A 25,478-nucleotide genomic window follows, 5' to 3' on the forward strand; every position below is an offset into this window, starting at 1 on the left:
TCAGGCGATCGGGAACTTCTTCGACACCGCGAAGCCGTAGTCCTGGAACTTCTTGATCAGGTCGGCGTCGCTGTCGCCGATGGGCTCCTGGACGGTCGTGGCGCGCACGACCTGCTTCCCGGACGCGTACACCATCTGGTACGTGCCGTTCTGCTTCTGCTTGATCAGCTGGAGCACCTTGGACTTCGCGGGCAACAGGCCACGTGCGCCCTCGACCATGCCGGTCTTGCCCGCCGCTTCGGCGAGATCGGCGGCGAGCTTCGTCGCCTTCTCCGCGGAGTCGGCCTCGAAGACCTCGGCGTGGTAGACGAACGCGTCTTCCTTGCCGCCCTTGAACGCGATCTTCTGCACGCCCGCGGCGGTCAGCGCCTCGGCGTCCTCCGCGGTCAGGAAGCCGGCCGTGACGAGCTTGTCGGCCGTCGCGTCACCGTTGTTCGGGTCCGCCGTGCCGGGCGCGGCGGGCAGCAGTTCGAGCGCGGTCTTCGGCTTGGCGCTGGACGAGGTCGTCGTCGTGCCGCCGGCCGTCGTGTTCTCGCCGCCACCGGAGCCGCCACGCAGGCCGAACCACCAGATCGAACCGCCGATCAGCGCCACCACCAGGATCGCGCCGATGATCGCGAAGACCTTCTTGCCCTTGCCCGACGAACTCTCGTCGAACACCTCGGGACCGGAGCGCATCCAGTTGTCGTTCGACGGCGTCACCCACGGCGGCGTCTGGTCGCTGGCCTGCCACGGCGGGGGAGGACCAGGCTGCTGGAAGCCGTGAGCCGGTGAGGGCGGGCCGTAGTTCGGCGTGGGCATGCCACCGCCGGGCACGACCTGGGTGCGGTCCGCGTCCGCCGGCCGCGGCGTCACGACCTGGGTCGCGTCCGGGTTCGGCTTCGGCGGCTCACCGACCGGGGTGATGTACTGCGTCGCCTGGGAACCGGTCGACGGCCCCGCCGACGGCGGCTGGGCCTGCCAGCGCGGCTGCTGCCCGGATGCCTGTTGGCCGCTCGTGTTGCTGGAGGACAGCACCTGGTCGCGGCGAACCCGGTAGTCGTCAGCCGAGATCCGGCCGCTCGCAAGCTCGTCGTCCAGCTTGCGCAGTTCGTCCTGCCAGTTCACGCTGACAGCCCCTTTCTCCAAGTACGAACCCGGCCATTGTGCATGTCGTGCCTGAGAGCTGACCGGCCAACCGCCAAGTCGTGATCCGGCCTACCGGACCTTTGGGCCGGATGCCCTATACCGCTCTACCTGACTGACCACTCGCAGTATCGCCTTGCGCAGAACTGGCGTCACGCCTTGTGCCCCTGCCGGATCCGGCTCCGGTGCGGCGGGCGCGGCCGGTTGAGAGCGCTCCCGCCAGGTCCGCAGCGCTTCCCCGACCTGGTCCCGGATCCACTCCGCGGCGGCTTCGGTGCCGCGCGTGCGCCGCAGATGTTCCCGCGCGGCCAGCCCGCGTTCGGCTGCTCGTGCGGGATCGTCCGCGACCTCGCGCATCGCCTGCGCGGCCGCGTCGAGATCCGGTTCGGCCCAGTGCGCGTCGGATGGATACGGCGCGGCGTCCGGCCCTACCTCAACGATCTCGTACGGCACCGGCCAGCAGTTCACCGGGTCCAGGAACTCGGTGGTGCCCGAGTAGTCGGTGCTGATCACCGGGATGCCCATGGACATCGCCTCGGCGACCGTGAAGCCGAAGCCCTCCGAGCGGTGCAGCGACACGTAGCAGTCGCTGCCGGCGTAGAGGTCGTGCAGTTCCTGCGCCGTCAGGTACTTCTCGACCAACGTGATCCGGTCGTCCTCGGCGACGGCGGCCCGCAACCGTTCGGCGGCGGGGACGTGCTGCTTGCCGTTGATCACCTTCAGCACCAGTTCGACGTCGTCGCGGCCGGGGAAGGCGCGCCGGAACGCTTCGATGGTGCCGAGCGGGTTCTTGCGCTGGAAGACGCTGTTGAAGTCCATCGCGAAGAGGAACCTGGTGCGCCCGCCGGGTTTCTTCGCGGCCGCCTCCCTGCTCCTGACCGGAATGGGGAACACCTTCACCGGCTTGTCGGTGTGCGCGGCGATCGCCTCGCGGCAGAACTCGCTGATCGTCCAGATCTCGTCGACGCTGCCGTACGCGTGCATCGCTTCGGGGAACTCGTCGAGCTCCCACGACCACACGCCGATCTTGTGCCGTCCCTCGGCGACCTCGGGATGCGCGTGCAGCACCGCCTGCGTGAGGTCGGCGTTCACACAAAGGACGCTGACCGGGAACCGCGGCCTGCTGACGTCTTCGGGTGCGTCGATGCCCAGTTCGTTGACCACGAACTCGTCCTCGATCACGGACGCCGTGGGCACGTTCGCCGCCGCGAGCGCGTCGTGCAGCGACCGCCCCAGTTCGCCGACGCCGAGCACCGCGGTGAGGTGTCCGAGGAGGTTGACCCCGAACTCGTCCACCGCGGGAGCGATCGGCGGGGGCGGCGTCGGGATCGCCCAGGAGGGCAGGTCGCCGCCCGGCACGCCGAACGCCCGCAACCAGTCCAGGTAGCCGGGGTTCGCCGAGTCGTTGTAGTACCCGCGCAGGTCCGCCCGATCGCGCCAGATCGCGGCGGCCCACCGGTTCAGCGTGCCGAGTTCGGGTTCGGTGAGCCACGCGCGGAAGGCCTTGCCGCTGAACGCGTGCGGCACCTCCTCGTCCTCCTCGACCGCGGCCTGCCGGTAGATCGCGCGCACCAGCGGCGTGATCGCCGTGCCGTCGGAGAGCTCACTGAGCCACGACGGCGCCACGTCCTCCGGCGCGATGTACCCGGCCTCGGTCAACGCCGCCGCGTACCGCGCGACCACCGGCGCCAGTCCGGGCTGCGCGGAGAGCAACGTGCGAGGCCGCGTGTTGAGGTACGTGCTCAGCAACCACGGCCTGGTCGCGTCGAACCCGAGGAAGTCGATCACCTGAGCGCCGTCGACCTCCCGCTCGAAGGCGTTCCACACGCCGATCGTCTTGCGGGCGACGTGATGCGCGCGCTGGCTCACGGCCTGGTCGAACCACGCCTGATCAGCCCAAACGCCCCGCCCGAGGTCGATGGCGTGGAACGTCCGCACCGCCTGGGCCCAGCTGTCCAGGAACTCCACCGCACCCTGCGAGACCACGACGAACCCGGGGTCGAACACCCCCGTGCCGACCAGCCGCCCCTCGTCGGACTTCACGTCGTCGAACGGCTGATGGAAGTGCGGCGACACCACGAGCGCGTGCTCGCCACCGAGCAGATCGCCCATCGGCGCCAGCACGAAACTCGACGACGTGAGGTGCACGGCGACGTCGGCCTCGAGGAGAAGCTCCCGCAACAGCAACGGCTTCAACGCCTCGGCGAGCTGCTCGGGCGGATAGGCCGTGGCCAGCCCGAAGTAGTCGTCCTCAGGCACCCCGATCGCACCGGGACCCAGCACCGTGATGCCGTCCTCCGAGCGGGCACCGGGTTCGGCGTCGAGCACGGCGATGACGAACCGGCTACCGGGGTGGTGCTCCAGGTACGACTTGGCGAGCACCGTCGCCAGCGGCAGACCGCTCTCCCTGGTGATCGTGCAAGCGACCGCGTTCATGTTCCCCAGTTCCCCACGAGTTCGGGCTTGGCCGTGCGTGCCTTCGTCCGGCGGCGGTACCACCGCGCCACCGGATCCTCCACGAACCGGTACAGCAATTCCGACGCGACTGCCACACAGAGCAAAGCGAATGCGATCGCCAGCCACGATCCCACAGCAGGTGTGATCGCGTGGAAAAGCGCGAAGCTGATCGGGATGTGCACGAGGTAGACCGCGTAGGTCCGCTTGGCGATCGCCGCGACCACCGGTGACCGGACGAGCTTCCCGTCCGCGCGGATCGCCAGCAGCATGATCAGCACGACGATCAGCAGCGTGCGCGGGAACGCCTGCCCGTTCGGCCACACCTTGCTGGTCAGATCCGCCTGGACGAAGAGCAGGAAGTGCAGCGTTCCGAACGCGACACCGGCGCCTGCGGGCAGCTTACCCAGTCGCACCAGCGAGATCAGCTGGCCGATGAACAGCACCGGCAGGAAGGTCGCGATCATCCGCACCGCGGTGCTCGGCGCGGCGTTGTCCGGCGGGGTGATGGACAGCAGCACCGACACCAGCGCCACCGACAGGGCGGGCGGCAACCACGGCCACCGCCGCAGCAGCGGGATCGTGGCGGCGACGAAGAGGTAGAACACCACCTGGACGATGAGGGTCCACACGACGGCGAGCACCTGCGCGGTCTCCGGGACGGCGTACTGGACCAGAAGGAGGTTCCAGAACAGGTCGTCGAAGTCGGGGATCCGGTTGATGTTCACCCACTGCCAGGACGCGAACGCCCAGGCGAGCAGGGTGGCGATCCACAGGGAGGGCAGCAGCCTGGCGGCGCGGGCGCCCAGGAACTGACCGGTGGTCTCCCGGAACGAGACCTGCGTGACGACCAGGCCGCTGATCAGCATGAACACGCTGACGCCGACGAAGCCTAGGTTCGGGTTCAGGTGCAGCGGGCCGATCAGCACGCCGTCGACGGCCTCACTGGCACCCCAGGGCCTGTTGCCGACCTGCATCCATCCCGCGTAGTGGTTGTAGATCACGACGACGCTCAGCAGGACGCGCATGAAGTCCAGGCCGTGCATGTACCCGGGCTTGTTCATCACGGCGCACCACCCAGCAGCGGGTAGCCGATCACACCGGCCAGCACCACGAGCCAGATCGCGTGGTCGGCGAGCCAACGCACGGCCACATGGCCGGCGAGCCGTCGCGCGGTCTCACCGCTGACCACGACGGCCACCGCGACGAGCAGCGCGGCGATCAGCGAGGCCACCGGGTACCACCACTGCGCGAACTCCTCGTTGGTGTTGTTCAGCCCCAGCACCGGAATCGCGCAGAGCATCGCGGTGCCGGACGCGATCCACGTGGGGATCACCCGCCGGCTGTGCAGCGCGATGACCTGACCGACGACGACGAGCGGGTAGAAGACCAGGACCAGAGCCGCCCTGCTCGTCGGTGCGACCGCCACCACGACCGTGACGACGATGATCTGGGCGATCGGGACGACGACGCCGAAGCGGCGTGTGAGTTCCGCCGTCGCGACACCGACCAGTTGAAGCAGAACCACCCAGGCGAGCGGCACGAGCAGCGGTGCGTCCGTGACGAGCTGGCTGACCAGCGAAAGATTGCCCGCGAACGTCAGCAGCGAGGCGTCGGCGGCGTCCGGTGAGGTCCAGATCGGCACTCCGAACGTGACCAGGACGGCGGCCAGCCCGACCGCGATGCCGGCCGGCAGGTAGGTCCGCCGCAGCCTGCTGACCAGCGGGGACCGGTCGAACGTCGCGGTGTAGCCGGTGGTCGCCAGCAGCACGAGAAGCGCGAGCGGCCCGAAGTCCTCACCGAGCCCGAGCGGCCGGTTGAGCACGGCGCGGATGACCGCGAGGTCGAAGTGCTGACCGATCAGGTAGGCGTAGACGGCCAGCAGACCCGCGCCTGCCTGCAACAACGCGACCGCAGGCGCGATCGTCGTGCGCTGGGGTGCGGTCATGGTCATATCGGCTGCTCGTCCGCCGGCGACCGCTCGATCTGCCGGTCCAGCAGGCTCATGACCCGTGCGGTGACCGCGTCCCCGTTCTCGCCGTACCCCTCGATCCGCAGCACGTCCTGACCACGCACGTAGTGCGCGTGGAAGGTGTTCCCGCTCCGGCGGAGCAACACGTCGGGATGCGAGGTCTTCACCAGTTCGTGCTGGCCCGCGGCGTAAAGACCGTCAAGCGCGCCGAACAGCCCCCACGGCGAGTCACCGTGCTGAACGCCGAATCGCCACAGCCCGAGCGTGACGCCTTCGTCCAGCGTGATCGTCGCCTCGACCTCCGCCACGCCACCTTCTTCGACGATCTCCATCTCGGCCGGCGTCAGCACGTTGCCGCGTGCGAACCTCTCCACCGGCCCGTCCCGGTCGAACACGACCTGACCGCTCAGCTTGACCAGCACGTTGGTGTCCACGAGGTAGGGCAGCCGCGGCGTCGGATCGGCGGCCTGCATCGTCTTCTCGAACCGCGATCCGTCTCCCCACACCGCCCACGTCACCCCGCTGACGGCGGCGAGGAGCGCGAGCACGGCCACGACAGGCGCGGCACGGCGGGCGCGAGCGGACATGACGGAACTCCCCAGAAACCTCGTTTCAGCGATTCTCGCTGATCAACACATCGTCTGGTGTCCGAACAAGATGGATTCATGTGCTAACTCACATCACCGGTGCCGCGTTCCTGCGATGCAGGTCATGGCCCTGTTCGGTCGCCCGACGGTTCAGTCGGTGACCGCCGCGGACGCGTTACCCGGCGGCCCTGGCCCGCAACGCGAAAAAGCGGCTGATCCGCCCCTGCCCGGAGCAGATCAGCCGCTCTTGCACTACTTGCCGTAGTGGTAACGACATGCGGCGATCCTGATCTCATCGCCCGCGACCTTGTAGACCAGTCGGTGCTCGTCGGTGATGCGGCGCGACCAGTAGCCCTGGAAGCCGTGTTTGAGGGGCTCAGGCTTGCCGATGCCCTCGTTGCCGTTCCGCTGGACGTCCTTGATCAGGTCGTTGATCCGTTTGAGGACCTTGCGGTCCTCGGTCTGCCACCAGAGGTAGTCGTCCCAGGAAAGCTCGTCCCAGATCAGCTTCATTCAGCGAGTTCGTGCTGTGATCCGCCGCCGGACTCCAGTCGCTCGATGGACGTGATCAGGCGTCGCGCGTTCTCCGGGCTGCGAAGCAGGTAGGCGGTCTCCTTGAGCGACTGGTAGTCGTCAAGCGACACGATCACGACAGGCTCGTGCCCAGCACGGGTGATCACGACCTCTTCGCGGTCGTTGACCACGGAGTCGAGCGTCTCGGCGTACTTCGCGCGAGACTCGGAGTAGCTCATGGTCTTCACTAGCACCCTCCCTTCGACGTACAAGATACTGTACGTCGATGCGGGGTGAGCGGCAAGGATTTGTGGCACGGCATACCTCTGCCGCCTTCCTGGCAGGATCGGGCGGATGACTGCCAGGACCGGCTTCTTCGCCGACGTCGTGCAGACCGGCACCGTCCTCGGCCTCGACGCGAACCTGGGCCCGGACGTCGCGGCCGAGGTCATGGGCGGGCTCGGCGGGGAGAACCGCAGCGGGCGCACGTACTGGCGGTCGTACGGGCTGGTCGAGGTCGGCTGGTACTGGCGGGAACGTGAGCTGGGCTGGCAGGGCGAGCATCTTGCCGTGCAGGCGCATCGGCTGGGGTACGGCGACGACTGGCTGGATGACGCCGTGGCCGCTGCGTACGGGCGGTTCGGTGGGGTGGTGATGTTCGACGAGCTCGCGGCCGAGTTGGGGCGGCGTGGGGTCGGGCTGGTCGCGGTCGGTGGGGTGGAGTTCGGGCATCAGTCGTACTGGCAGCCGGAGGCTCAGGTCACGGTTCACGTGGGGGTGGATCCCGAGTTCACGCCCGGCAGCGTGCGGAAGATCTTCACGGCGTTCGGGCAGGATCTGACGATCTCGTTCGACGGCGATCATCGGGTGGTGTGGCAGCAGGTGAAAGCGCTTGCCTCGATGTCCGTGGCGGAGCGGATCCGTTGGGCTGACCGGCCGGTGGAGGACTTCCGGTCGTGGTGGCGTTATTGCGCAAGGCTTTTGGCGGGGCGCACGGCTTCGCATGACGAAGTGCGGGAACGAGCGGTGTTCGTCGAGCTCGCCTTCTGGATGTGGGACCACGGCGTTGCGAAGGGTGTGTACACGCCCAAGGAAATCGCTTACCTGCGTGCGGGGTTCGCTGCGCGCATCGACGAGCTTTACCCGGAACTCGCGTTGCCCGGCCATGACGAGTTGGTCGATGCGTGTCTTGACCACGTCAGCGAACCGATGGCGCGGGAAGACAAGAACCTCGTGGACGCCGCACGGCTGCTCAGGCACGGGCTCAGCGACACGAGCCGGTTCGACGCGATCTACGAGCGGCGCGCGACCGTCTGATCAGCAGAAGATCAGTCCACACTGCTTGGTGGTCGTCGTTGTCGTGGGCGGCCGGGTGGTCGTCGTGGTGACGGGCGGCGGTGCCTTGGTGGTCGTTGTCGTCGTCACCGTTGTGGTGGTCGTGGTTGTCGTCGTAGTCGTTGTCTTGGAAGAAGAAGACGGCGCTGACGACGAGCTGGACGCCACTGTCTGTGACGGACTCTCGGACTCCGTCGGGATCAGAGATGGCGTGTTGATCAGCGACACACGGGCCGGTTTGTCGCTTCCCGGCCCTGCCGGATCGCCCGACGCGAGCGATCCGACAAGCGGTGCGAGCACGTAAAACGCGGCGACGACAACGCCTAGGAGAGCCCCGGTTGCGAGCCGACCAGGCCCACTCATCGCCGCCAACACCCCGATTGCCTATCCCGTTCACTCGATTGGGTCAAGCGAACCGGTTGTTTTCGGTTCAATCAAACCTTGGTGACCGTTACGCCGACTACGCCCTGTGACAGGGTCGCGATCGTCTTGAAGGCCTTCGGGGTCAGGTCGACGCATCGGCCGGTGATGAACGGGCCGCGGTCGTTGATCCGCACGGTCACCGTCTTGCCGTTGGACCGGTTCTTCACCTTCACGCGCGTGCCGAACGGAAGCGTCTTGTGCGCGGCGGTGAGCTTGTTGGGGTCGAAGCGCTCGCCGCTGGCCGTCGTGCCACCGCCGGAGTAGTAGGAAGCCTTGCAGGTCTCCGCAGAGGCCACGGGGGAGAAGAGCACAGCGGTGGCGGCGAGGGAGGCCAGCGTGAGGCCGGCGGCCGCGAGAGTCTTTGCCATGTTGCAAGGAACTCAGGCCCCGGCAAAGAGTCGCCTAACGCGCGCCTAACCGGGAAACTGCTCGGCCGCGGACACCAGGAGGTGCCAGTCGCCGTCCGGCAGCGTGCGAAGCCGATCAAGGATTCCGGACATCCTGGCCAGTAACGCAGGGTGATCAGCCCAGAAGGAGTGGTCTACTCTCAGTAGAGCTGCGAGCAGGTCACCGGGGTACAGGGCGACCGATCGCAGCGGGTCGCCCTCGACGTGTTCCAGCGCCAGCAGCGCGGTCACGTCCAGCCCCACCTGATGCGTCACGAGCAGGTGCAACGACGTCGGCGTCAGCTGTCCCACCGGCAGGTCGCGCAACGCACAGAGGTCGCGGTAGAGCTGGGTCGACGACGAGTCGGGTCTGCGCCAGTCGTCTTCGCTCAGGTGCGCGAGCGTGTTGTCCCGGTCCACGCACCCATGGTCCACGCAAAAGGACGCCCTAGCGGGCTGACTGAGGCAACGGTTCGGCATTGGGCGACTGCCAGCCCACGCGGACGAGCACCTCGCCCTCGTGCAGCAGCACCTGCGATGCCAGGCCCCACACCGTCGACGCCAGCAGCACTCCGCTCACGGCCTCGCCGACGCTCAGCCAGTCGTTCCCGAGCATCCGCAGCAGGACACCGTTGCGCCGCGCGACCAGTTCGATGTCGCAGTTCTCCGCGCGGGCCGCATGCAGCAGCCACGTCAGCGCGGAGTCCGGCACCTCGTCGGCCGAGTAGGGCCGCGGATCGGCCCTGCGCAACGAGATCGCGGCCGCCGAGGCCACCTCGCACGAGAACGGGTCGAGCTCCCAGCGCGGGTGCACCGACGCGACCTGGCCGTCCGGCTGAGGAGTCCGCAGCACGTGACAGTCCCAGCCCATCGCCGACAACGCGACCCGCACGTGGTGCAGCACGGCACCGCACGCGAGCAACGCTGTCTGGTCCTTGCGTGTCGTCACGAGCTCAAGGCACTCGTTTCCGGTTCGCCATCGCCACGGCGGAACGATGCCGAACGACGGTGCCCTGGCGGCGAGTTTCAGCACTTCCTCGACGGTTCCCGCGTCTGGCGTGCGCACGCTGGTCCTCATCCGGACAGCCTGCTCACGAGCGGTTGCGCGGAACCTGCATCACGACTGCGCGGCCGCAACCACCGAGGTCACGGTCATCGCCGCACCGCGCGAGAAGTGTTCTTCGTACGACTCCGGTCCCAACGCCTGCCGGCACAACGCCACGCATTGGTCGTGCGATGCGGCGAAGTTCGCGGATCCGAACAGCGGCAAGCCGACCGACTGCCAGACCCGGTCCGCACCACCCAGCAACAACGCGGCATGCGCTGCGGACCCGGTGACCACCGAGATCAACGCCAGCAGCTCCACGGACACCGCGATGCCCAGCAGATCGTTGAACTTCTCCTTGATGCGCAGCGCGGTAGTAGCCAGCTCACGGGCCTCGGCGACGTCACCGCGTCCCATCGCGACAAAAGCCAGGACGTACAACGCGAACGCGCGCGCCCACAGCTCACCGTTCTCCTCACACACGTCCCGTGCCTTGGCGCAGATCTCCGCCGCACGGTCGAGTTCGCCGCCGAACGCCACGGTGATCGCCAACGCCACCCGAGCCATGACCACGTTGCTGTCCATGTGCCCGAGCGCGGCGTGCCGGCGGTCGGCCTCGGCCAGCAACGTCGCCCCCAACGGCAGATCGTCGTCGAACACCGCTGCGGCGCCCTGCACATAGGTCGCGTAGACGTCGGCGTCCTCGTCTTCCAGCAACGCGGCCTCGGCACGGCACTGCTCCAGCAACGCCGGCACCGCGGAGGTGTTGCCCTGCAACGTCGCCAGGTATCCGGTGACCCACAACGCCTTGCAGCGCGCCCGCGACGGCTGGGTCTCGAGCGACAAGGCCCAGTTCAGCCAGTGCCGTCCCTCGGCGAACCGCCCGCAGCCGACCCAGTAGAACCACAGCGTCGCCGCCAGCCGCAGCCCCGAGTCGGCCTCTCCCGGTGTCGTCAGGGAGTGCTCCAACGCCGCCCGCAGGTTGCCGCGTTCGGCCGTCATCGCTCCCACGGTCGCAGCCTGCCGGGGCGTGAACCAGGCCCGTTCTCCTTGCAGGGCAATGCCTGCGTACCAGTCACGATGGCGCGCCTTCAGCCGTGGCTCTTCATCGCTCGCACGCAACCGCGTTTGCCCGAACTGGCGCATGGTCTCCAGCAACCGGTAGCGCGCCACGCCCGCGTGTTCTTCGCGCTGCAGCACGGACTTGTCGACCAGCCCGTCGACCGCGTCGAACATGAAGTCCGCGGTCAGCGACTCGTCCGAGCACACCGCCTCGGCCGCGGCCAGGTCGAAGCTGCCGGCGAAGACCGACGCCCGTGCCCACAGCAGCTGTTCGCGCGGTGAGCAGAGGTCGAAGCTCCACTCCATCGTCGCGAGCAGGGTCTGGTGCTGCGGCAACGCGGTGCGCCCGCCGTCGGTCAGCACCCGGAACCTGTCGTCCAGCCGTTCCAGCAGCTGCGCCGGCGTCAGCGCGCGCACCCGCAACGCCGCCATCTCGATCGCCAGCGGGATGCCGTCGAGCCGTTTGCACAGGTCCGTGACGGCCTGCTCGTTCGCGCGGGTGATGACGAACGAGCCGGGAATCGCCGCATCAGCGCGTTGGGCGAACAACGTTGCCGCCGGATACGGCACGGACAACGGCGCCACGGACATCACCTGCTCGCCATAGACCCGTAGCGCGCGGCGGGACGTGGCGATGACACGGAGATTCGGAGCCACACGCAGCAACGTGTCCACGAGGACCGCACAGTGGTCCACGACGTGCTCGCAGTTGTCCAGCACCAGCAACGCGTCCTTGCGGGCCAGGAACTCCGTGAGCACGCTCAACTGACCGCGTCCGGTCTGGTCGACCACGCCCAGCGCCTCGGCGACGGTGTGGGGGACCAGGGCGCGGTCGCGCAACGCCGCCAGCTCCACCAGCCACACGCCGTCCGGTGGCTGCTCGGCGCGTGCCACGTGCACCGCGAGCCGCGTCTTGCCCACCCCGCCGACGCCGATCAGCGTGACCAGCCTGTGCTTCCTGATCAGGTCGGCGACGTGCTCGGCCTCCGGGCGGTCCACGAAGCTCGACCGGTCGGCCGGCAGGTTCCCGCGCACCAGGACCGGCGTGCGTTCGGGCAGGTCGAGGCGCGGGTCGGCGGTCAGCACGGCCTGTTCGAGGTCGCGCAGCCGCGGGCCCGGCTCGATCCCGAGCTCGTCGACCAGGGCACCGCGCGCCCGCTGGAACGCGGCCAGCGACTCGGCCTGCCGCCCGCACCGGTAGAGCGCGATCATCAGCTGTTCCCACAGCCGTTCGCGGAACGGGTGCTGGTCGACCAGCGAGTTGACCAGCGGCGCCACCGCGGCGTGCTCGCCGAGCGCCAGTGACGCCTCCATCAGGTCCTCGGTCGCGTCCATCCGCAGGTCGGTGAGCCGCGCGGACTCCTGCCGGGTCCACTCGCCCGGCCGGCAGTCCGCCAGCGGGTCGCCGCTCCACAACGCCAGGGCCTCGCGCAGCATCTTCGCGGACTGCAACGGTTCGTCGCTGTGCCGCGCTGCTGCGACGAGCGCCTCGAATCGTGCGGCATCAACGGTGTCCGCAGGCGCGTTCAGCACGTAACCCGGCTCGCGGGTGGTGATCAACTCGCCGAGTCCGGCGTCGCGGATCTGGCCGCGCAGCCGGGCGAGCAGGCTGTGCAGGGTCTTCGTGGCGGACGCCGGTGCCTCGTCCGACCAGAGCGCGTCCACGAGCGCGCTCCTCGGCACCGTCTCTCCCGGGTTCAGCGCCAGCCGTGCCACCAGGGTCCTCTGTCCCGCACTGCTGAGCTGGACTGCTCCGTTCGGACCGGTGAGTTCGAGCGGTCCGAGCAGCCGGATTATCACGTTTTTCGTCCTGTCGTCAGCCCCCGACAAAGGCTGGAACCGCGCAAAGATATCGCAATGGAATTCGACCCGAGAATCAACGCCCAGCGCGTCACCGCATACGCCGACCTGCGTGCCGTGCTGGCTGATCCGGTGACGTTCTCCTCCCGGAACATGACAGGTCCGCAGGTCGCGGCCGTGGCGGCGATGATGCCGCCGGAGCAGCGGCGATTGCTGGAACTGATGTCCTCGCTCAACGCGGCGGACGGCACGAGGCACGCCCGAATTCGTGCGGCGGCGAATCAGAAATTCACTCCAACGGCCGTGCGCCAAATGGCTGACACAATTAGGGAACGCGCAGGGACTCTGCTCGACGAACTACCGGAGGAGGCCGATTTCGTCAGTCAGTTCGCCGCGCCGTTCGCGCTGGGCGTCGTCGGGGACGTGCTCGGCGTGCCCGAAGCGGACTTCCCGCTGTTCCGCGAGTTCGTGGCACCGGTGCTGGAACTGACCAGCGGCGAGGAGGTCAGCGAGCGCGTGCTCGGGTCGTACTTCGCCGGGATGAACGAGTTCTGCGCCTACTTCGCCCGCTCGAACGCGTTCAGGGGCGGGCAGCTGTCCGAGCAGGAACGGCTGTCGCTGTGCCTCGCGGTCGTCGTGGCCGGTACCGACTCGACCACGAACCTGCTGGCCAGCACGTTCCTGCGACTCGACGCGAAGGAACGCCGGTTAGGCGGCGTGGTCGAGGAGGTCGTGCGCCTGGACACGCCGTTCATCGGTTTCTTCCGGACGGCGACGTGCCCGGTGACCATGGGCGGGGTGAAGATCGCCGAGGGCGAGCACCTGTTCCTCGACTACGCGGCGGGCAACCGCGACCCGAAGGTGTTCACCGAGGACTTCGACCCGGGAAGGCCGTCCGTGCCGGGCCATCTCGGCTTCGGGCACGGACCGCACTACTGCCTCGGCGCCCAGCTCGCGAAGCTGGAAGGCCGGATCGTCGCCGAAGAGCTGCTCGACCGCTCGTCCGAGGTGGCCGAGCAGCCCGGCGACGTGCGCTACCGCAGGCACCTGATCAGTCACGGGCCAGCGGCGCTGCGATTCAGACCAGGGCAGCGTCGAGGGTGATGTTCTCGACGGCCGCGAGCGCCTTGGAGACCGGGCAGTTCGCCTTGGCGCCCTCGGCGGCCGTGACGAAGTCCTCCTGGGACAGGCCGGGCACGTTGGCGCGGACGGTCAGGTGGATGCCGGTGATGCCGACGCCGGCCTGGAAGCTCACCTCGGCCTTGGTGTCGATCGAGGTGGGCGGCGTGCCGGCACCGGTCAGGCCGTGCGACAGCGCCATCGAGTAGCAGGCGGAGTGCGCGGCGGCGATGAGCTCCTCGGGGCTGGTCTTGCCGCCCGCCTCCTCGGCGCGCGCCTTCCAGTCGATGTCGAAGCTGCCGCTGTTGGAGGTGGCGAGGCTGACGTTTCCCTTGCCCTCGACGAGGGAGCCTTCCCAGTGAGCGTTTGCCGTCTGCTTGATGGCCATGATCTCCAGGTCCTTGTCGAACAGGCTCGATCGGGGTGATGCGAGCGGACAGGTCCACCCTTTCACGGGTGGGCTCGGAGATCACCCTGAGAACCACTCGACGGGACTGCGAGAGTCTGTCGTGTGAACGTCGTGCTGCCTCCGCGTGTCGTTGCCGGAGATCGGGTTCGTCTCGTGTCGCCCGCGAGCTACCCGAGCGAGGAGGAGCTCGCGAAGTCCGTGCAGGCGCTGGAGAGCTGGGGTCTGGTCGTCGAGGTCGGCACGCACGCGCTGGACCGCCGCGGCTACCTGGCAGGACGCGACGAGGACCGCCTGGCCGACCTGAACGACGCCTATCGCGATCCCGGAGTGCGAGCGGTGATCGCCACCCGCGGCGGCGCGGGCGCGTACCGCATCGCGCACGACCTCGACTTCGACGCCGTGCGGACGACCCCAAACCGCTGGTGGGGTTCAGCGACATCACCAACCTGCACCTGGCCGTGTGGCGGCACTGCCGCGTCGCCGGGATCCACGGCTTCCTGGCCGGCGCCCGTTCGGCGGCCTCGACGCGGTCGTTGCTGATGGAGACCGAACCCGCCGTCCTGCATCGCGACCCGGACGCGCTCACGGCGGCCGTCCGGGTGGGCGGTGTGGCCACGGGCAACCTCGTCGGCGGGCATCTCGGCACCCTCGCCTGGTCCGTGGGAGCCGGACTGCCCGACCTGGACGGCTCGATCCTGTTCCTGGAGGCCCCGCGCGCCGTCGGGCTGGGACACGTCGACCGGCAGCTGACGCAACTCATCCGGTCGGACTCGCTGCGGGGACTGCGCGGAGTCGCGCTCGGCCGGTTCCCGGGGTTCGAGGACTTCGTCGATCGCGACTGGACCGTGCTCGACGTCCTGCGCGACCGGCTGGCGCCCCTGGGGGTGCCGGTGCTCGGCGGCCTCGACGTCGGCCACGGCGACCACCCGCTGTCCGTCGCGCTTGGACCAATGGCCGTGTTGGACGCAAACAGGGGCACACTCAAGATCGGGCCGGCGGTGAGGTGAACGCCGGGGGGCTTGGGGGGTCGTCCCCCCAAAATCATGGCGAAACGAAAAGGCCCATGCTCTCCATGAGCATGGGCCTTCCCGAGTGGAGCGGATGACGAGACTCGAACTCGCGACCCTCACCTTGGCAAGGTGATGCGCTACCAACTGCGCTACATCCGCACTGCCTTACGGGAGAGAACTATACAACAGGCCCTAGACGGCATCTTGCGAGGGGGGTTCCAAACCGGCCAGCAGTTGATCTACCTCGTCCAACTGCTCCTTCGGCCACCGCCACTCCCACAGCGCCCGCACCTTGGGCAGCACGTCGACCGGCAGCCACGCGGCGACCTCCTCGCGGAGGTCCCAGTCGTCGAACACGTGCTCGTAGAAGCTGATCAACGCCGCGTTCTCCAGGAACTGCTCCGGCTGGTGGAAGCACCAGTGCGCGAAGCCGTACGCGCGCCGGAGCACGTCGTCGGCCTGCTCGCGGTGCGCTTCCTGGGCCAGCTGGTACAGCTCGGAGAAGAAGACGTGGCAGGACCACTCCTCGGTCTCGGCGACAGCCCGAAGTTCCGGCACGAGGGCCGAGGCGCGTTCTCGCCAGTCCACCACGGGCGTGACGATAGTCGCTGGATCTTCTTCCGCCGACGGGCCGACGCCCACCTGTGACCGTCCTGTCACCGAATGCGTTGCGCTGATCAGCCCACGCCGAACGGATGGTCTTGTATATCGACCTGTTCTCATCCAGGAGCAGGTCTGGCCCCTTGTGGCATGTTGAAGCCTGTGATGGTCGACGAGAACGAGGTCGACCGGGACCTGCTCGCCAGAGTGCGCGAGGGAGATGACTCGGCCTACGGCGAACTGTTCTCCCGGCATGCGGACGCGATCCGCCGTTTCTCTCTCAGGCACGTCCGTGAGGCGGCTGAAGCCGACGACCTCACCGCTGAGGCGTTCTTCCGCATGCTGCAGGCGATTCGTCGCGGCAGCGGGCCCACGGACCATGTGCGCACGTACCTGCTGACCGTCGCCCGCCGCGTCGCGTGGGAGTGGAGCGGACGGCGCCGGGACGTGCCCGTCGAGGACGAGGAGCTGGGCCGGCGCGTCGAGCCGGTGAGCGACAACGCGAACAGCCGGGCCGAGCACAACCTCATCACCAGGGCTTTCTCCAGCCTGCCTGAACGCTGGCGGGTCGTGCTGTGGCGCGTCGAGGTGGAGGGCGAACGCCCCGCCACCGTGGCACCGCACTTCGGACTCTCGCCGAACGCCATGTCGGCGTTGGCCCGCCGTGCGCGCGAGGGGTTGCGTGCGGCGTACCTGCAGGCCCACCTCGCGGCCGATGACGGACGTTCGTCGTGCGCGGCGATCCGGTCGAAGCTCGGCACCTACACCGCGGGCGGGGTCCAGGGCGTCGAGGAACGCCGGATCCGCGCCCACCTCGACACCTGTTCCGCCTGCACGCAGCTCTACACCGAGCTGAACGAGGTCTGCGCGACGTTGCGCGCCAGCTCGGCGTTGCTGATCGTGCCGACCACGCTCGGGCTCGCGTTCGCCGGGAAGGTGTTCCTCACGAAGGCGAAGCTGGCCGTCGCGGCAGCGAGCGTGGCGACCATCGGCCTGTTCGGGACGATGGCCGCGGTGTTCAACGGTGGCCCCGGTGTCGCCGTGCTGCAGCCGGACCAGAACCCGGTCGTCGCGATGAACACGTCCGGCTCGACGAGCTCCGAGCACAGCCAGGGACTCGTGGTGGCCCAGCCGCCGCCCGAACAGCACCGGCAGAAGCCGCAGGAGAACGTGATCAACCCCGGCGGCGGGCAGCGGCAGGAGACCGTGCGCAGGACGACGTCCGTGCCGGTGCCGACCAGCGACCAGCACCAGGACCCGCCGGTGGAGCGGGCGGAGAAGATCGTGGAGTCGTCGGAGAAGTCCGAGGTCGTCAGCTCGGTGGTGACCACGACGCGGCGGGACATCACGTCGCTCGACACGCCGTCGGCCTCGTCCGAACCGCCGACGCCGCCCTCCGAGCCGTGCTCGACGCCGCAGACCACGGCCACGACGATCACGCTCTACCCGAAACCGGCCATCGAAAACTGACGGTGACGATCAAGCTCAGCCGAGTTCACCCACAAGGCTCTGCCTCGGCCAGGTACGGTTTGTCCAAGACCGACCGACTGTGGGAGACGGGTACATGACGCGGCTGGTGCGCGGTGCTGACGGGCGGATGTGGACGGTCCACAGCCGCATCGAGTGGCGCAACCCGGTGGAGTCCGACGACTTCGAACACGACGTCAGCGGTGGTGTCCTGCCCGGAATCATGATGGCAGGAATGCTCGCCGTCATGGTGGTCGTGCTGATCGCCTGGACGCCGGAGCAGGTCGTCGTCCCCGCCTGGCTGATCCTCGCGCTGATCTTCCTGTTCGCGTTCTTCCCGGTCCGCTGGGCGCTGCGCCGCCCGCACACGCTGGTCGCGGAGAGCAAGGCCACGGCCGACGAGCTGCCACCCGAGCGGTGGATCGGCTCGGTCCGCGGTCCGATGGCGGTGCGCCAGGAGGCGTCCCGGGTCGCCCGCACGATCGAGATGCACTCGCTGCCGGACGTCGAAGGTCCGCTGCAACCCGTCGACTGATGCGACACTGGTCCGGTGCCCGAACTACCCGAGGTAGAAGCACTGGTCCACCACCTGCGTGAGAACGCGGTGGGCCGTGTGGTGCACCGCGTCGACGTGGCTTCGCTGCAGGTCCTCAAGACGTTCGACCCGCCGTGGACCGCGCTGCACGGCCAGGAGGTCGTGGCCGCGCACCGGCACGGCAAGCACCTGGACCTGGAAGTCGCGGACGGCCTGCACCTGGTCGTCCACCTCGCCCGCGCCGGCTGGCTGCGCTGGGCCGACAACATGTCCGCACCGCCGCCGAAACAGGGCCGCGGCCCGCTGGCGTTGCGCGTGCACCTCGGTCCACCCGGCCAGGGGCCTGGGTTCGACCTGATGGAAGCGGGCACGAAGAAGGGCCTCGCCGCGTGGATCGTGCGCGACCCGAAGACCATCCCGAGCGTCGCGAGGCTGGGCCCCGACGCGCTGGGGATCACCCGCACTCAGCTGGAAGACCTGTTCGACAAGCGGACCGAGCGGCTCAAGACGTCGCTGACGGACCAGACCCTGATCGCGGGCATCGGCAACGCCTACTCCGACGAGATCATGCACATGGCCCGGCTCTCGCCCTACGCGACGACGGGCAAGCTGAACTCCGAACAACTGGACCACCTGCACGAGGCGATGCTCACCACCCTGACCGACGCGGTCGCACGGTCCGTCGGCCAGGACGCGGCACGGCTCAAGGGCGAGAAGCGCTCGGGGCTGCGAGTGCACGCACGTACCGGGCTGCCGTGTCCGGTGTGCGGCGACACGGTTCGTGAGGTGTCGTTCGCGGACAAGGCTTTCCAGTACTGCCCGACGTGCCAGACCGGCGGCAAGCCGCTGGCCGACCGCCGGTTGTCCCGCCTGCTCAAATGACGATCAGGACCTCCAGGGTGCGGGGGCCGTGGACGCCCTCCACCCGGTTGAGCTCGATGTCGCTGGTCGCCGACGGTCCGCTGATGAACGTCAGCGGCCGGGTGGACTCCAGGCGCTGAAGGGCTTCCGGGACGGAGGCCGCGATCTGGTCCTCGCGCACCACGCAGAGGTGGTAGTCCGGGAGCAACGTGAGCGCGCGGCGTCCCTGGGCCTCGCTGCCGTCGAGGACGATCGTGCCGGTGTCCGCGATGGCCACCGCGCATCCGGTCAGCACACCGTCCGCCTGGTCGAGCTCGTCGATCGACAACGGCTCGCGCAACCACGTGACGCCGTCGATCAGCCATTCGTCCGGAAGGCCGACAGGCGCGACGATTCGCTTGCCCTTCAAGGCTTCCAGCGCTTCGGGCACGTCGCTGACGGTGTGCACGATCGCGCGGTAGTCGGCGACCCGTTCGGCGAACAACTCGACGCCGCCGGGGCCCTTCTGGTTGTAGCCGCGCACGACGGGCACGGCCGGAGGCACCTGAGCGTTGCGGATGCGCTGAAGGATCTCTTCTCGTGCGCTAGCCACGGTTCTTCCTCCACCAGGCGCGGAACGACTCGGACGGCGGTGCGGGCACGTCGCGGGAGGACGTCCACTTCGATCCTGGCCACGGCAGCGACGTGATCTTGCCGTCGCGCGCCAGGAAACGGGCCAGGGAACCGGCTTTCTGGGCCTTCTCGTAGCGCGAGGCCTCCCGGAACATCCACGCGGCGGCCGACATCGCGACGGACTCCGCCGTGCGTCCCTTGGCCTCCACGACTTCGGCGCGCAGGTGGGTCAGCACCGACGGGATGTCGATCCGCACCGGGCAGACCTCGAAGCAGGCGCCGCAAAGCGAAGAGGCGTAAGGAAGTGAGGCCGCCAGCGGGTCGTGCAGGTCGCCCATCAGCTGCGGCGTCAGGATCGCGCCGATCGGACCGGGGTAGACCGAGCCGTACGACTGGCCGCCGGTGCGTTCGTAGACCGGGCAGACGTTGAGGCACGCCGAGCAACGGATGCACCGGAGTGCCTGGCGCCCAACGGAATCCGTCAACGTCGCGGTGCGGCCGTTGTCGATCAGCACGAGGTGGAACTTCTGCGGGCCGTCGCCGGGCGTCACGCCGGTCCAGACCGACGTGTACGGGTTCATCCGCTCCGCGGTGGACGAGCGGGGCAGCAGCTGCAGGAAGACCTCGAGGTCCTGCCACGACGGCACGAGCTTCTCGATGCCCATCACGGTGATCAGGGTGTCCGGCAGCGTCAGGCACATCCGGCCGTTGCCCTCGGACTCCAGCACCACGATCGACCCGGTGTCGGCGACGGCGAAGTTCGCGCCCGAGATCGCGACCTTGGTCGTGAGGAACTTCTGGCGCAGGTACACGCGGGCCGCCTCGGCGAGGTCCGCCGGTTCGTCGGAGACCTCGACCCCCATGCGGCGCTGGAAGATCTCGCGGATCTCCGAGCGGTTGCGGTGGATCGCCGGCACCAGGATGTGCGACGGCCGGTCCTCGCCGAGCTGCACGATCAGTTCGGCGAGGTCGGTCTCGATCGCGTGCACGCCACCGGCCTCGAGGGCCTCGTTGAGCCCGATCTCGGCCGTGGCCATGGACTTGACCTTGACGACCTCGGTCGCCTGCTCCGCCCGGCAGAGGTCGAGCACGATCCGGTTGGCCTCTTCGGCGTCCCGCGCCCAGTGGACGACGCCGCCTCGCGCCGTGACCGACTCCTCGAGCTGCACGAGCAACGTGTCGAGGCGCGCCAGGACGTCGTCCTTGATCTGCTCGCCGGCGACCCTGAGCATCTCCCAGTCGGTCATCTCGGCGACGGCGGCGGCCCTGCGTCCCCGGATGGTCCCGGTGGCCTTGCGCAGGTTCTGCCGCAACTGGGTGTCGTTCAACGCCTCTTTGGCGGCCTTGGGGAACGTCGGGCTGCCCAGCCACGTCACGGGGTTGCGCGCCACGGGTCCTCCTCCGTCGAAGCCAGGATCTCCGCCAGGTGCACCGGCCGGACGCCCGTGCGCAGTCGCGAGAGCCCACCTCCGATGTGCATGAGGCAGGAGTTGTCGCCGGCGCACAGCACCTCGGCGCCGGTGTCGAGCACGCACCGCATCTTGTCCGCGAGCATCGCCGTGGACGTCTCGGCGTTCTTCACCGCGAACGTGCCACCGAAGCCGCAGCACTGCGTCGAGTCCGGCAGTTCCACCAGATCGAGTGCCTTCACGGCCCTGAGCAGCGCCAACGGCTTGTCGCCGACCCCCAGCATGCGCAACGAGTGACACGTGGGGTGGTAGGTGACCCGGTGGGGGAACCACGCGCCGACGTCGGTCACGCCGAGCACGTCGACGAGGAACTCCGCGAGCTCGAACGTGCGCGGCGGAGACTCACCCAGGGTGGGATGGACCTCGCGGACCATGCCCGCGCATGACCCGGATGGCGCAACCACGTAGTCGTAGCTCCCGAAGACGTCGGTGTACTTGCGCGCCAGCGGCTTCGACAGTTCCCGGTAGCCGGTGTTGAAGTGCATCTGGCCGCAGCACGTCTGCTCGAGCGGGAACTCGACCGTGCAGTCGAGCCGCTCCAGCAAACGCACGACAGCCCTGGCCGTCTGCGGGAAGAACGTGTCGGTCAGGCAGGTCGCGAACAGAGCCACTTTCACGGGCACACCCTCTCCCCAAATTCATCGGATGTCTACCCGGATCGGTGGACCGTACGGGGGTACGCCGGGCGCGCCTCTTGCTATAGGGGTGCCCCACAGCACAGCATGTGCACCGTGGGCGACCTGTTGACCGAGCGCGCCGTGCTCGGTGTCATCGCGACCCTGGCCGTTCTGGGCCTCTTCGTGATGCTGTGCCGCGCTCGACGAGTCAGCACCTCCGTCGAGGATGCTGTGATGGACATGCTCGACCGGATGTCCAAGGCGTCGAGCGATCTCCGTGCGGGTTTGACCCAGGAGGCCGCCGACAAGGCCACACCGCACCTGCGCGAGATGCTGCGGTGCGTCGCGGTCGCCATCACCGACGAAGAGGGCACCGTCCTCTCGTGGGACGGCGGCGCGAACGACCACTACGAGTACCTCCGCGACACGGTCGCCCGTGCCATCAACAACTGCCACAAGGAACACGTCGACCACCGCAAGCTCGGCTGCGAGCTGCAGGGTCCGTGCTCCCTGCACAGCGTTGTCGTGGTGCCGCTCGTTGTCGAGGGTGACGTCGCCGGCACGTTGATCGTGGTCTCCGGCGTCGCGTCGAAGCGCCAGATCCGCATGGCAGAGGAGACCGCCCGCTTCGTCTCGACCCAGCTGGAGCTGGAAGTCGTCCAGAAGCAGCGCCAGGCCCTCGCCCAGGCCGAGGTCAAGGCCCTGCGAGCCCAGATCTCGCCGCACTTCGTCTACAACGCGCTGAACACGATCTCCTCGCTGATCCGCACCGACCCCGCGCACGCCCGAGAGCTGCTGCAGGAGTTCGCGGAGTTCACGCGCTACTCGTTCCGCACCGACGGCTTGTTCACGACCCTCGCCGATGAGTTGACCAACATCCATCGCTACCTGACCATCGAACAGGCCCGCTACGGCGCCCGGCTGAGCGTCCGGCTGCGCATCGCGCCCGAGGTCCTGCAGGTCGTCCTGCCGTTCCTGGTCCTGCAGCCCCTGGTCGAGAACGCGGTCCGGCACGGCCTGGCCAAGAAGCCCGGCGGCGGCATGCTCACCATCACCGCCGAGGACAACGGCAACGAGGCCCTGATCAGCGTCGAGGACGACGGCGTCGGCATGGACCCCGACCGGCTCGACGACATCAAGGACGCGCACCAGACCGGCGCGCACGTCGGCATCGGCAACATCAACGACCGCATGCGCACGGTGTTCGGCGCCGAGTACGCGCTGGTCGTCGAAACGGCCCCGAACGCGGGCACGAAGGTGATCCTCAAGGTGCCGAAGTTCGCCCGCAACGTGCTGCCGAACCTGAACATCGGGTCGCAGATGACCGACGAGCCGATGACGGCGGAGCAACCGGCGATCCGCGCCTGAACTTGCAGGGTCAATCATGCTCAACCCAGGCGTGCATCGTGCCGATTGTGGTTTTGACCAATGAACTGCCGGCCGTTTGAGAGAACAGACGCCGCCCGCGAGCAAAGGCCATCACCAAGTGCGCGAACAACAAGCACCCGAACGCGTCCGCGTCTGCATCAAGTGCACCGCCAAGGGGTTCAACAGCTGCAAGTGCTGACAGGCACCCAGATCAGCGTGCACCCAGCTCAGCGTGCTGCCACCGCCAAAGTCGTGATCAGCACGACGGCGCACACGCTCCAGCTCACCCACATCCAGTAGATGTGCATGGGCGTCGGTCCGGCCGCGTTCTGCCGGCCCCGGTCGTCCCACCACTCCACATACCGTTCTAGCCAGCGGATCGGGTTGAACGTCACAGCCCGAACCTAGCATCTTGTGTCACAGGTCACGCGGGAGCAACCGACAGCGCAGTTGGGCTCCCGCGTGTCCGCGAAACGCACGTACTGTCGAGTACATGAGCGTCACGGAGAAGATCGCGGCCCGTCTCCCGAGGGTCATGGACCGGGGTGAGCGGCCGCCGGTGGTCGCCGCGGTGCGGTTGCACGGGGTCATCACCCCGCAGTCCTCGCCGGTCGCGCGCAACACGATCAGCCTCCAGAACGTCGAGTCGGCCATCAACCGGGCGTTCGACAACGAGCGGCTCATCGCCGTGGCACTGCTCATCAACTCTCCTGGCGGCGCGCCGACGCAGTCCGCCCTGATCGCCGAGCGCATCCGTGAGCTCGCGACCAAGAAGCACGTGCCGGTGCTCGCGTTCTGCGAGGACGTGGCCGCTTCCGGTGGCTACTGGCTGGCGTGCGCGGGTGACGAGATCTACGCGCACGGCACGAGCCTCGTGGGCTCCATCGGTGTCGTGAGTGCGGGCTTCGGGCTCAACGGCCTGCTGGAGAAGGCCGGTGTCGAGCGCCGCGTCTACACGGCGGGGGAGAACAAGGTCCGGCTCGACCCGTTCCAGGCCGAGAAGCCCGAGGACGTCGAGTGGCTCAAGACGCTGCACTCCGATCTGCACGACCAGTTCCGGGCGTGGGTCACCGAACGCCGCGGCGCGAAGCTCAGCGCCGACGCCGACCTCTTCAGCGGCGAGGTGTGGACCGGCAGCAAGGCCGTGGAACTCGGCCTGGTCGACGGCATCGGCACGATCAGGAGCGTCATCGCGAAGCGCTTCCCGGACGCCGAACTGACGATCGCGGAGCCGCGCAGGCCGTTGCTGGCCAAGCTCGGACTGACCGGCGCGTCCACCCGATCGGGGGATCTCGTGGCGCAGGTGCTCGCGAGCGTCGAGGAACGTGCTCGCTGGTCCCGATTCGGGCTGTGAGCATCAGTTCGGTTTCACAGGGCGTGTCGAGGCCTACCCCGGCGTAGACATGACCGCACATTGATGGGCAAGATGCCCGACACAGTGAGTACCCAAGACAACGCCGGTCTCCTCGTCCTCGCAGTCGATGACGAGGCCCTCGGCCTGAGCGAGATCAAGTTCCTGCTCGAGAGCAGTCCTCACATCCGGCGCGTCCTCACGGCCTTCGACGCCGCCGAGGCTCTGCGCATCCTGAGGGGTGACTACGAGCAGGAGGTCATGGCGAGGACCAAGAACGGCCTTCCGCCGGTCGACGCGGTTTTCGCCGACATCAACATGCCCGGACTCTCCGGCATGGATCTCGCGCGGGTGCTCAGCGCGTTCAGGTACCCGCCCGCGCTCGTTTTCGTGACAGGCGTTGAGGAACGCGACGCGCTCGTGACGGCGTTCGACGTCGGCGCGCTCGACTTCATCAACAAGCCGATCAACGAGGAGCGCGTCCTCAAGGCGATCTCGCGGGTCGCGGACCGGGTGGGACGCACGGCGGCGCCGACGGCCTCGTCGGGCGCCACGGCCCAGAACCCCGCCGAACCGACCGACGACGAGGTCATCCCCGTCGAGCTCGGCGGCACCATCAAGCTCGTGCCGCGCGCGTCCGTGCGGTACGTCGAGGCGCAGGGCGACTACGCCCGCCTGCACACCCAGGACGGCAGCCACCTCGTCCGCATCCCGCTCGCGCAGCTCGAGGAACGCTGGGCCAACGCGGGGTTCGTGCGCATCCACCGCTCGTACCTGGTGGCGTTGCCGCTGGTGAGCGAGCTGCGGATGACGGCGAACGGCTACGCGGTCGTCATCGGCACCGGTGAGGGTGCCAAGGAGCTCCCGGTCAGCCGCCGGCACACCAAGGAGCTCAAGGAGCGGATCGTGCGACCGCCGAAGAGCGGCTGGTGAGCAGGCACGACGCGGGAAAGCCCGAGCAGCCCGCCCGTGAGGCCTGGCTCGGCGAGCAGGGCAGCAGGCCGCGCCGCCGCAGGGTCGTGCTCGCGGACTCCACGAAGTCGCGCGGCAAGGCGTTGCGCACGATCATCGAGCTGGAGGAGCAGACCAGCGTCGGTGAGAAGCTGGTTCGCGACCTCATCCGGCAGCAGCTCAAGTCCGCGTTCGGGCTCGCCTTCGCGGTCCTGATCGGCATGTGCCTGCTGCCGGTCACGTTCTACCTGGTTCCGTCGATCGGGGATCTCAAGATCCTCGGCATCCCCATTCCCTGGCTCGTGCTCGGTCTCGCACCCTTCCCGATCCTCTACGGCGTCGGGTGGGTCTTCCGCAGGCAGGCCGAACGGCACGAGCGCGACTTCGTGAACATGGTCGACCGCTGA

The 25,478-nt window shown here is 68.4% G+C and carries 28 protein-coding genes, 1 tRNA gene and 1 pseudogene; 12 read left to right on the forward strand and 18 right to left on the reverse strand.

The features are described from left to right. From ACH413_RS16735 to ACH413_RS16765, 7 genes are all read right to left on the reverse strand, one after another. The gene (locus ACH413_RS16735) at window positions 1-1,107 is read right to left on the reverse strand and encodes a hypothetical protein (RefSeq protein ID WP_360047115.1); all 1,107 of its coding nucleotides are present in this window, start codon (window positions 1,105-1,107) and stop codon (window positions 1-3) included. 90 nt (window positions 1,108-1,197) lie between these two features. Continuing rightward, window positions 1,198-3,561 (reverse strand): glycosyltransferase family 4 protein, encoded by a 2,364-nt coding sequence (locus ACH413_RS16740; protein ID WP_360047116.1) that lies wholly within the window; start codon window positions 3,559-3,561, stop codon window positions 1,198-1,200. Then, entirely contained in the window at window positions 3,558-4,643 is a 1,086-nt protein-coding gene (locus tag ACH413_RS16745; protein WP_360047117.1) for an acyltransferase, read from the reverse strand. Before ACH413_RS16745 ends, ACH413_RS16740 begins: the two co-directional genes overlap by 4 nt. Next, window positions 4,643-5,533 carry a hypothetical protein gene (locus tag ACH413_RS16750; protein WP_360047118.1) on the reverse strand — a complete coding sequence of 297 codons (891 nt, stop codon included), beginning with the start codon at window positions 5,531-5,533 and terminating at the stop codon, window positions 4,643-4,645. Before ACH413_RS16750 ends, ACH413_RS16745 begins: the two co-directional genes overlap by 1 nt. After that, window positions 5,530-6,138 (reverse strand): hypothetical protein, encoded by a 609-nt coding sequence (locus ACH413_RS16755; RefSeq protein WP_360047119.1) that lies wholly within the window; start codon window positions 6,136-6,138, stop codon window positions 5,530-5,532. The genes ACH413_RS16750 and ACH413_RS16755 overlap by 4 nt, the downstream gene beginning before the upstream one ends. Window positions 6,139-6,390: 252 nt before the next feature. Then, on the reverse strand, window positions 6,391-6,651 hold the full coding sequence (locus ACH413_RS16760; RefSeq protein WP_360047120.1) for a Txe/YoeB family addiction module toxin: 261 nt from the start codon (window positions 6,649-6,651) through the stop codon (window positions 6,391-6,393). Further along, entirely contained in the window at window positions 6,648-6,890 is a 243-nt protein-coding gene (locus ACH413_RS16765) for a type II toxin-antitoxin system prevent-host-death family antitoxin (RefSeq protein ID WP_360047121.1), read from the reverse strand. The genes ACH413_RS16760 and ACH413_RS16765 overlap by 4 nt, the downstream gene beginning before the upstream one ends. Before the next feature lie 115 nt (window positions 6,891-7,005). Here ACH413_RS16765 and ACH413_RS16770 point away from each other — a divergent pair, with 115 nt between their 5' ends. After that, window positions 7,006-7,968, forward strand: a complete 963-nt coding sequence (locus tag ACH413_RS16770; RefSeq protein ID WP_360047122.1) for a hypothetical protein — start codon at window positions 7,006-7,008, stop codon at window positions 7,966-7,968. Between the two features lie 28 nt (window positions 7,969-7,996). Continuing rightward, complete coding sequence (locus ACH413_RS16775) at window positions 7,997-8,290, forward strand: hypothetical protein (RefSeq protein WP_360047123.1); 294 nt, start codon at window positions 7,997-7,999, stop codon at window positions 8,288-8,290. A gap of 130 nt (window positions 8,291-8,420) precedes the next feature. On the opposite strand, the gene ACH413_RS16780 is transcribed toward ACH413_RS16775, so the two are convergent. The 4 genes from ACH413_RS16780 to ACH413_RS16795 are packed head-to-tail and all read right to left on the reverse strand — an operon-like array spanning window position 8,421 to window position 12,702. Further along, window positions 8,421-8,777, reverse strand: a complete 357-nt coding sequence (locus tag ACH413_RS16780) for a septal ring lytic transglycosylase RlpA family protein (RefSeq protein ID WP_360047124.1) — start codon at window positions 8,775-8,777, stop codon at window positions 8,421-8,423. Between the two features lie 45 nt (window positions 8,778-8,822). After that, entirely contained in the window at window positions 8,823-9,215 is a 393-nt protein-coding gene (locus ACH413_RS16785; protein WP_360047125.1) for a contact-dependent growth inhibition system immunity protein, read from the reverse strand. A 28-nt stretch (window positions 9,216-9,243) separates the two neighbouring features. Continuing rightward, complete coding sequence (locus ACH413_RS16790) at window positions 9,244-9,873, reverse strand: hypothetical protein (RefSeq protein WP_360047126.1); 630 nt, start codon at window positions 9,871-9,873, stop codon at window positions 9,244-9,246. 39 nt (window positions 9,874-9,912) lie between these two features. Then, entirely contained in the window at window positions 9,913-12,702 is a 2,790-nt protein-coding gene (locus tag ACH413_RS16795; protein WP_360047127.1) for a BTAD domain-containing putative transcriptional regulator, read from the reverse strand. A gap of 57 nt (window positions 12,703-12,759) precedes the next feature. Here ACH413_RS16795 and ACH413_RS16800 point away from each other — a divergent pair, with 57 nt between their 5' ends. After that, a complete protein-coding gene (locus tag ACH413_RS16800) occupies window positions 12,760-13,806 on the forward strand; it encodes a cytochrome P450 (protein ID WP_360047128.1) in 1,047 nt (348 codons plus the stop codon). Here ACH413_RS16800 and ACH413_RS16805 read toward each other — a convergent pair. Continuing rightward, on the reverse strand, window positions 13,781-14,209 hold the full coding sequence (locus tag ACH413_RS16805) for an OsmC family protein (protein WP_030480288.1): 429 nt from the start codon (window positions 14,207-14,209) through the stop codon (window positions 13,781-13,783). The two genes, ACH413_RS16800 and ACH413_RS16805, sit on opposite strands and share 26 nt — an antisense overlap. 219 nt (window positions 14,210-14,428) lie before the next feature. Here ACH413_RS16805 and ACH413_RS16810 point away from each other — a divergent pair. Together ACH413_RS16810 and ACH413_RS16815 are read left to right on the forward strand one after the other, a co-directional pair. After that, a pseudogene (locus ACH413_RS16810) lies at window positions 14,429-14,664 on the forward strand (LD-carboxypeptidase); the annotation flags it as partial. A gap of 105 nt (window positions 14,665-14,769) precedes the next feature. Continuing rightward, window positions 14,770-15,237: a hypothetical protein gene (locus tag ACH413_RS16815; RefSeq protein WP_360047195.1), complete on the forward strand. Its 468-nt coding sequence runs from the start codon at window positions 14,770-14,772 to the stop codon at window positions 15,235-15,237. A gap of 86 nt (window positions 15,238-15,323) precedes the next feature. Here the strand turns inward: ACH413_RS16815 and ACH413_RS16820 are convergent. Both ACH413_RS16820 and ACH413_RS16825 read right to left on the reverse strand, forming a co-directional pair. Further along, window positions 15,324-15,399 (reverse strand) — tRNA-Gly (locus tag ACH413_RS16820). A 33-nt stretch (window positions 15,400-15,432) separates the two neighbouring features. Then, window positions 15,433-15,831, reverse strand: a complete 399-nt coding sequence (locus ACH413_RS16825) for a hypothetical protein (RefSeq protein WP_093596160.1) — start codon at window positions 15,829-15,831, stop codon at window positions 15,433-15,435. A 159-nt stretch (window positions 15,832-15,990) separates the two neighbouring features. Here ACH413_RS16825 and ACH413_RS16830 point away from each other — a divergent pair, with 159 nt between their 5' ends. The 3 genes from ACH413_RS16830 to ACH413_RS16840 all read left to right on the forward strand — a co-directional run bounded on the left by ACH413_RS16830 (window position 15,991) and on the right by ACH413_RS16840 (window position 18,724). Then, window positions 15,991-17,310 (forward strand): sigma-70 family RNA polymerase sigma factor, encoded by a 1,320-nt coding sequence (locus ACH413_RS16830; protein ID WP_360047129.1) that lies wholly within the window; start codon window positions 15,991-15,993, stop codon window positions 17,308-17,310. A 94-nt stretch (window positions 17,311-17,404) separates the two neighbouring features. Next, on the forward strand, window positions 17,405-17,842 hold the full coding sequence (locus ACH413_RS16835) for a DUF983 domain-containing protein (RefSeq protein ID WP_266036465.1): 438 nt from the start codon (window positions 17,405-17,407) through the stop codon (window positions 17,840-17,842). Window positions 17,843-17,857: 15 nt separating this feature from the next. After that, window positions 17,858-18,724, forward strand: coding sequence for a DNA-formamidopyrimidine glycosylase family protein (locus tag ACH413_RS16840; RefSeq protein WP_360047130.1), 867 nt, complete (start codon window positions 17,858-17,860; stop codon window positions 18,722-18,724). Here the strand turns inward: ACH413_RS16840 and ACH413_RS16845 are convergent. From ACH413_RS16845 to ACH413_RS16855, 3 genes are read right to left on the reverse strand one after another with little or no spacing between them, the layout of a single operon-like run. After that, on the reverse strand, window positions 18,717-19,295 hold the full coding sequence (locus ACH413_RS16845) for an LUD domain-containing protein (RefSeq protein WP_360047131.1): 579 nt from the start codon (window positions 19,293-19,295) through the stop codon (window positions 18,717-18,719). The genes ACH413_RS16840 and ACH413_RS16845 overlap by 8 nt on opposite strands. Continuing rightward, a complete protein-coding gene (locus ACH413_RS16850; protein ID WP_360047132.1) occupies window positions 19,288-20,706 on the reverse strand; it encodes a LutB/LldF family L-lactate oxidation iron-sulfur protein in 1,419 nt (472 codons plus the stop codon). Before ACH413_RS16850 ends, ACH413_RS16845 begins: the two co-directional genes overlap by 8 nt. Further along, window positions 20,688-21,395 carry a (Fe-S)-binding protein gene (locus tag ACH413_RS16855; protein WP_360047196.1) on the reverse strand — a complete coding sequence of 236 codons (708 nt, stop codon included), beginning with the start codon at window positions 21,393-21,395 and terminating at the stop codon, window positions 20,688-20,690. Before ACH413_RS16855 ends, ACH413_RS16850 begins: the two co-directional genes overlap by 19 nt. 111 nt (window positions 21,396-21,506) lie before the next feature. On the opposite strand from ACH413_RS16855, the gene ACH413_RS16860 reads away from it, so the two are divergent. Next, window positions 21,507-22,769 (forward strand): histidine kinase, encoded by a 1,263-nt coding sequence (locus ACH413_RS16860; protein WP_319976284.1) that lies wholly within the window; start codon window positions 21,507-21,509, stop codon window positions 22,767-22,769. Window positions 22,770-22,996: 227 nt separating this feature from the next. Here ACH413_RS16860 and ACH413_RS16865 read toward each other — a convergent pair whose 3' ends face one another. Continuing rightward, window positions 22,997-23,164 (reverse strand): hypothetical protein, encoded by a 168-nt coding sequence (locus ACH413_RS16865; RefSeq protein WP_166048541.1) that lies wholly within the window; start codon window positions 23,162-23,164, stop codon window positions 22,997-22,999. A 98-nt stretch (window positions 23,165-23,262) separates the two neighbouring features. Between ACH413_RS16865 and ACH413_RS16870 the strand changes: the two genes are divergently transcribed. From ACH413_RS16870 to ACH413_RS16880, 3 genes are all read left to right on the forward strand, one after another. After that, window positions 23,263-24,123 (forward strand): S49 family peptidase, encoded by an 861-nt coding sequence (locus ACH413_RS16870; protein WP_360047133.1) that lies wholly within the window; start codon window positions 23,263-23,265, stop codon window positions 24,121-24,123. 72 nt (window positions 24,124-24,195) lie between these two features. Continuing rightward, a complete protein-coding gene (locus tag ACH413_RS16875; protein WP_396425003.1) occupies window positions 24,196-25,053 on the forward strand; it encodes a LytR/AlgR family response regulator transcription factor in 858 nt (285 codons plus the stop codon). Next, entirely contained in the window at window positions 25,050-25,478 is a 429-nt protein-coding gene (locus ACH413_RS16880) for a hypothetical protein (protein ID WP_093594899.1), read from the forward strand. Before ACH413_RS16875 ends, ACH413_RS16880 begins: the two co-directional genes overlap by 4 nt.

The sequence above is a fragment of the Lentzea sp. NPDC020367 genome (assembly GCF_044387305.1).
GTDB lineage: Bacteria > Actinomycetota > Actinomycetes > Mycobacteriales > Pseudonocardiaceae > Lentzea.

Coding starts and splice junctions, on each gene's coding strand:
- ACH413_RS16740 (WP_360047116.1), bottom strand. CDS start 3,561: ATGAACGCGGTCGCTTGCACGATCACCAGGGAGAGCGGTCTGCCGCTG.
- ACH413_RS16745 (WP_360047117.1), bottom strand. CDS start 4,643: ATGAACAAGCCCGGGTACATGCACGGCCTGGACTTCATGCGCGTCCTG.
- ACH413_RS16750 (WP_360047118.1), bottom strand. CDS start 5,533: ATGACCATGACCGCACCCCAGCGCACGACGATCGCGCCTGCGGTCGCG.
- ACH413_RS16755 (WP_360047119.1), bottom strand. CDS start 6,138: ATGTCCGCTCGCGCCCGCCGTGCCGCGCCTGTCGTGGCCGTGCTCGCG.
- ACH413_RS16760 (WP_360047120.1), bottom strand. CDS start 6,651: ATGAAGCTGATCTGGGACGAGCTTTCCTGGGACGACTACCTCTGGTGG.
- ACH413_RS16765 (WP_360047121.1), bottom strand. CDS start 6,890: ATGAGCTACTCCGAGTCTCGCGCGAAGTACGCCGAGACGCTCGACTCC.
- ACH413_RS16770 (WP_360047122.1), top strand. CDS start 7,006: ATGACTGCCAGGACCGGCTTCTTCGCCGACGTCGTGCAGACCGGCACC.
- ACH413_RS16780 (WP_360047124.1), bottom strand. CDS start 8,777: ATGGCAAAGACTCTCGCGGCCGCCGGCCTCACGCTGGCCTCCCTCGCC.
- ACH413_RS16790 (WP_360047126.1), bottom strand. CDS start 9,873: ATGAGGACCAGCGTGCGCACGCCAGACGCGGGAACCGTCGAGGAAGTG.
- ACH413_RS16800 (WP_360047128.1), top strand. CDS start 12,760: ATGGAATTCGACCCGAGAATCAACGCCCAGCGCGTCACCGCATACGCC.
- ACH413_RS16805 (WP_030480288.1), bottom strand. CDS start 14,209: ATGGCCATCAAGCAGACGGCAAACGCTCACTGGGAAGGCTCCCTCGTC.
- ACH413_RS16815 (WP_360047195.1), top strand. CDS start 14,770: ATGGAGACCGAACCCGCCGTCCTGCATCGCGACCCGGACGCGCTCACG.
- ACH413_RS16830 (WP_360047129.1), top strand. CDS start 15,991: ATGTTGAAGCCTGTGATGGTCGACGAGAACGAGGTCGACCGGGACCTG.
- ACH413_RS16835 (WP_266036465.1), top strand. CDS start 17,405: ATGACGCGGCTGGTGCGCGGTGCTGACGGGCGGATGTGGACGGTCCAC.
- ACH413_RS16860 (WP_319976284.1), top strand. CDS start 21,507: ATGTGCACCGTGGGCGACCTGTTGACCGAGCGCGCCGTGCTCGGTGTC.
- ACH413_RS16870 (WP_360047133.1), top strand. CDS start 23,263: ATGAGCGTCACGGAGAAGATCGCGGCCCGTCTCCCGAGGGTCATGGAC.
- ACH413_RS16875 (WP_396425003.1), top strand. CDS start 24,196: ATGCCCGACACAGTGAGTACCCAAGACAACGCCGGTCTCCTCGTCCTC.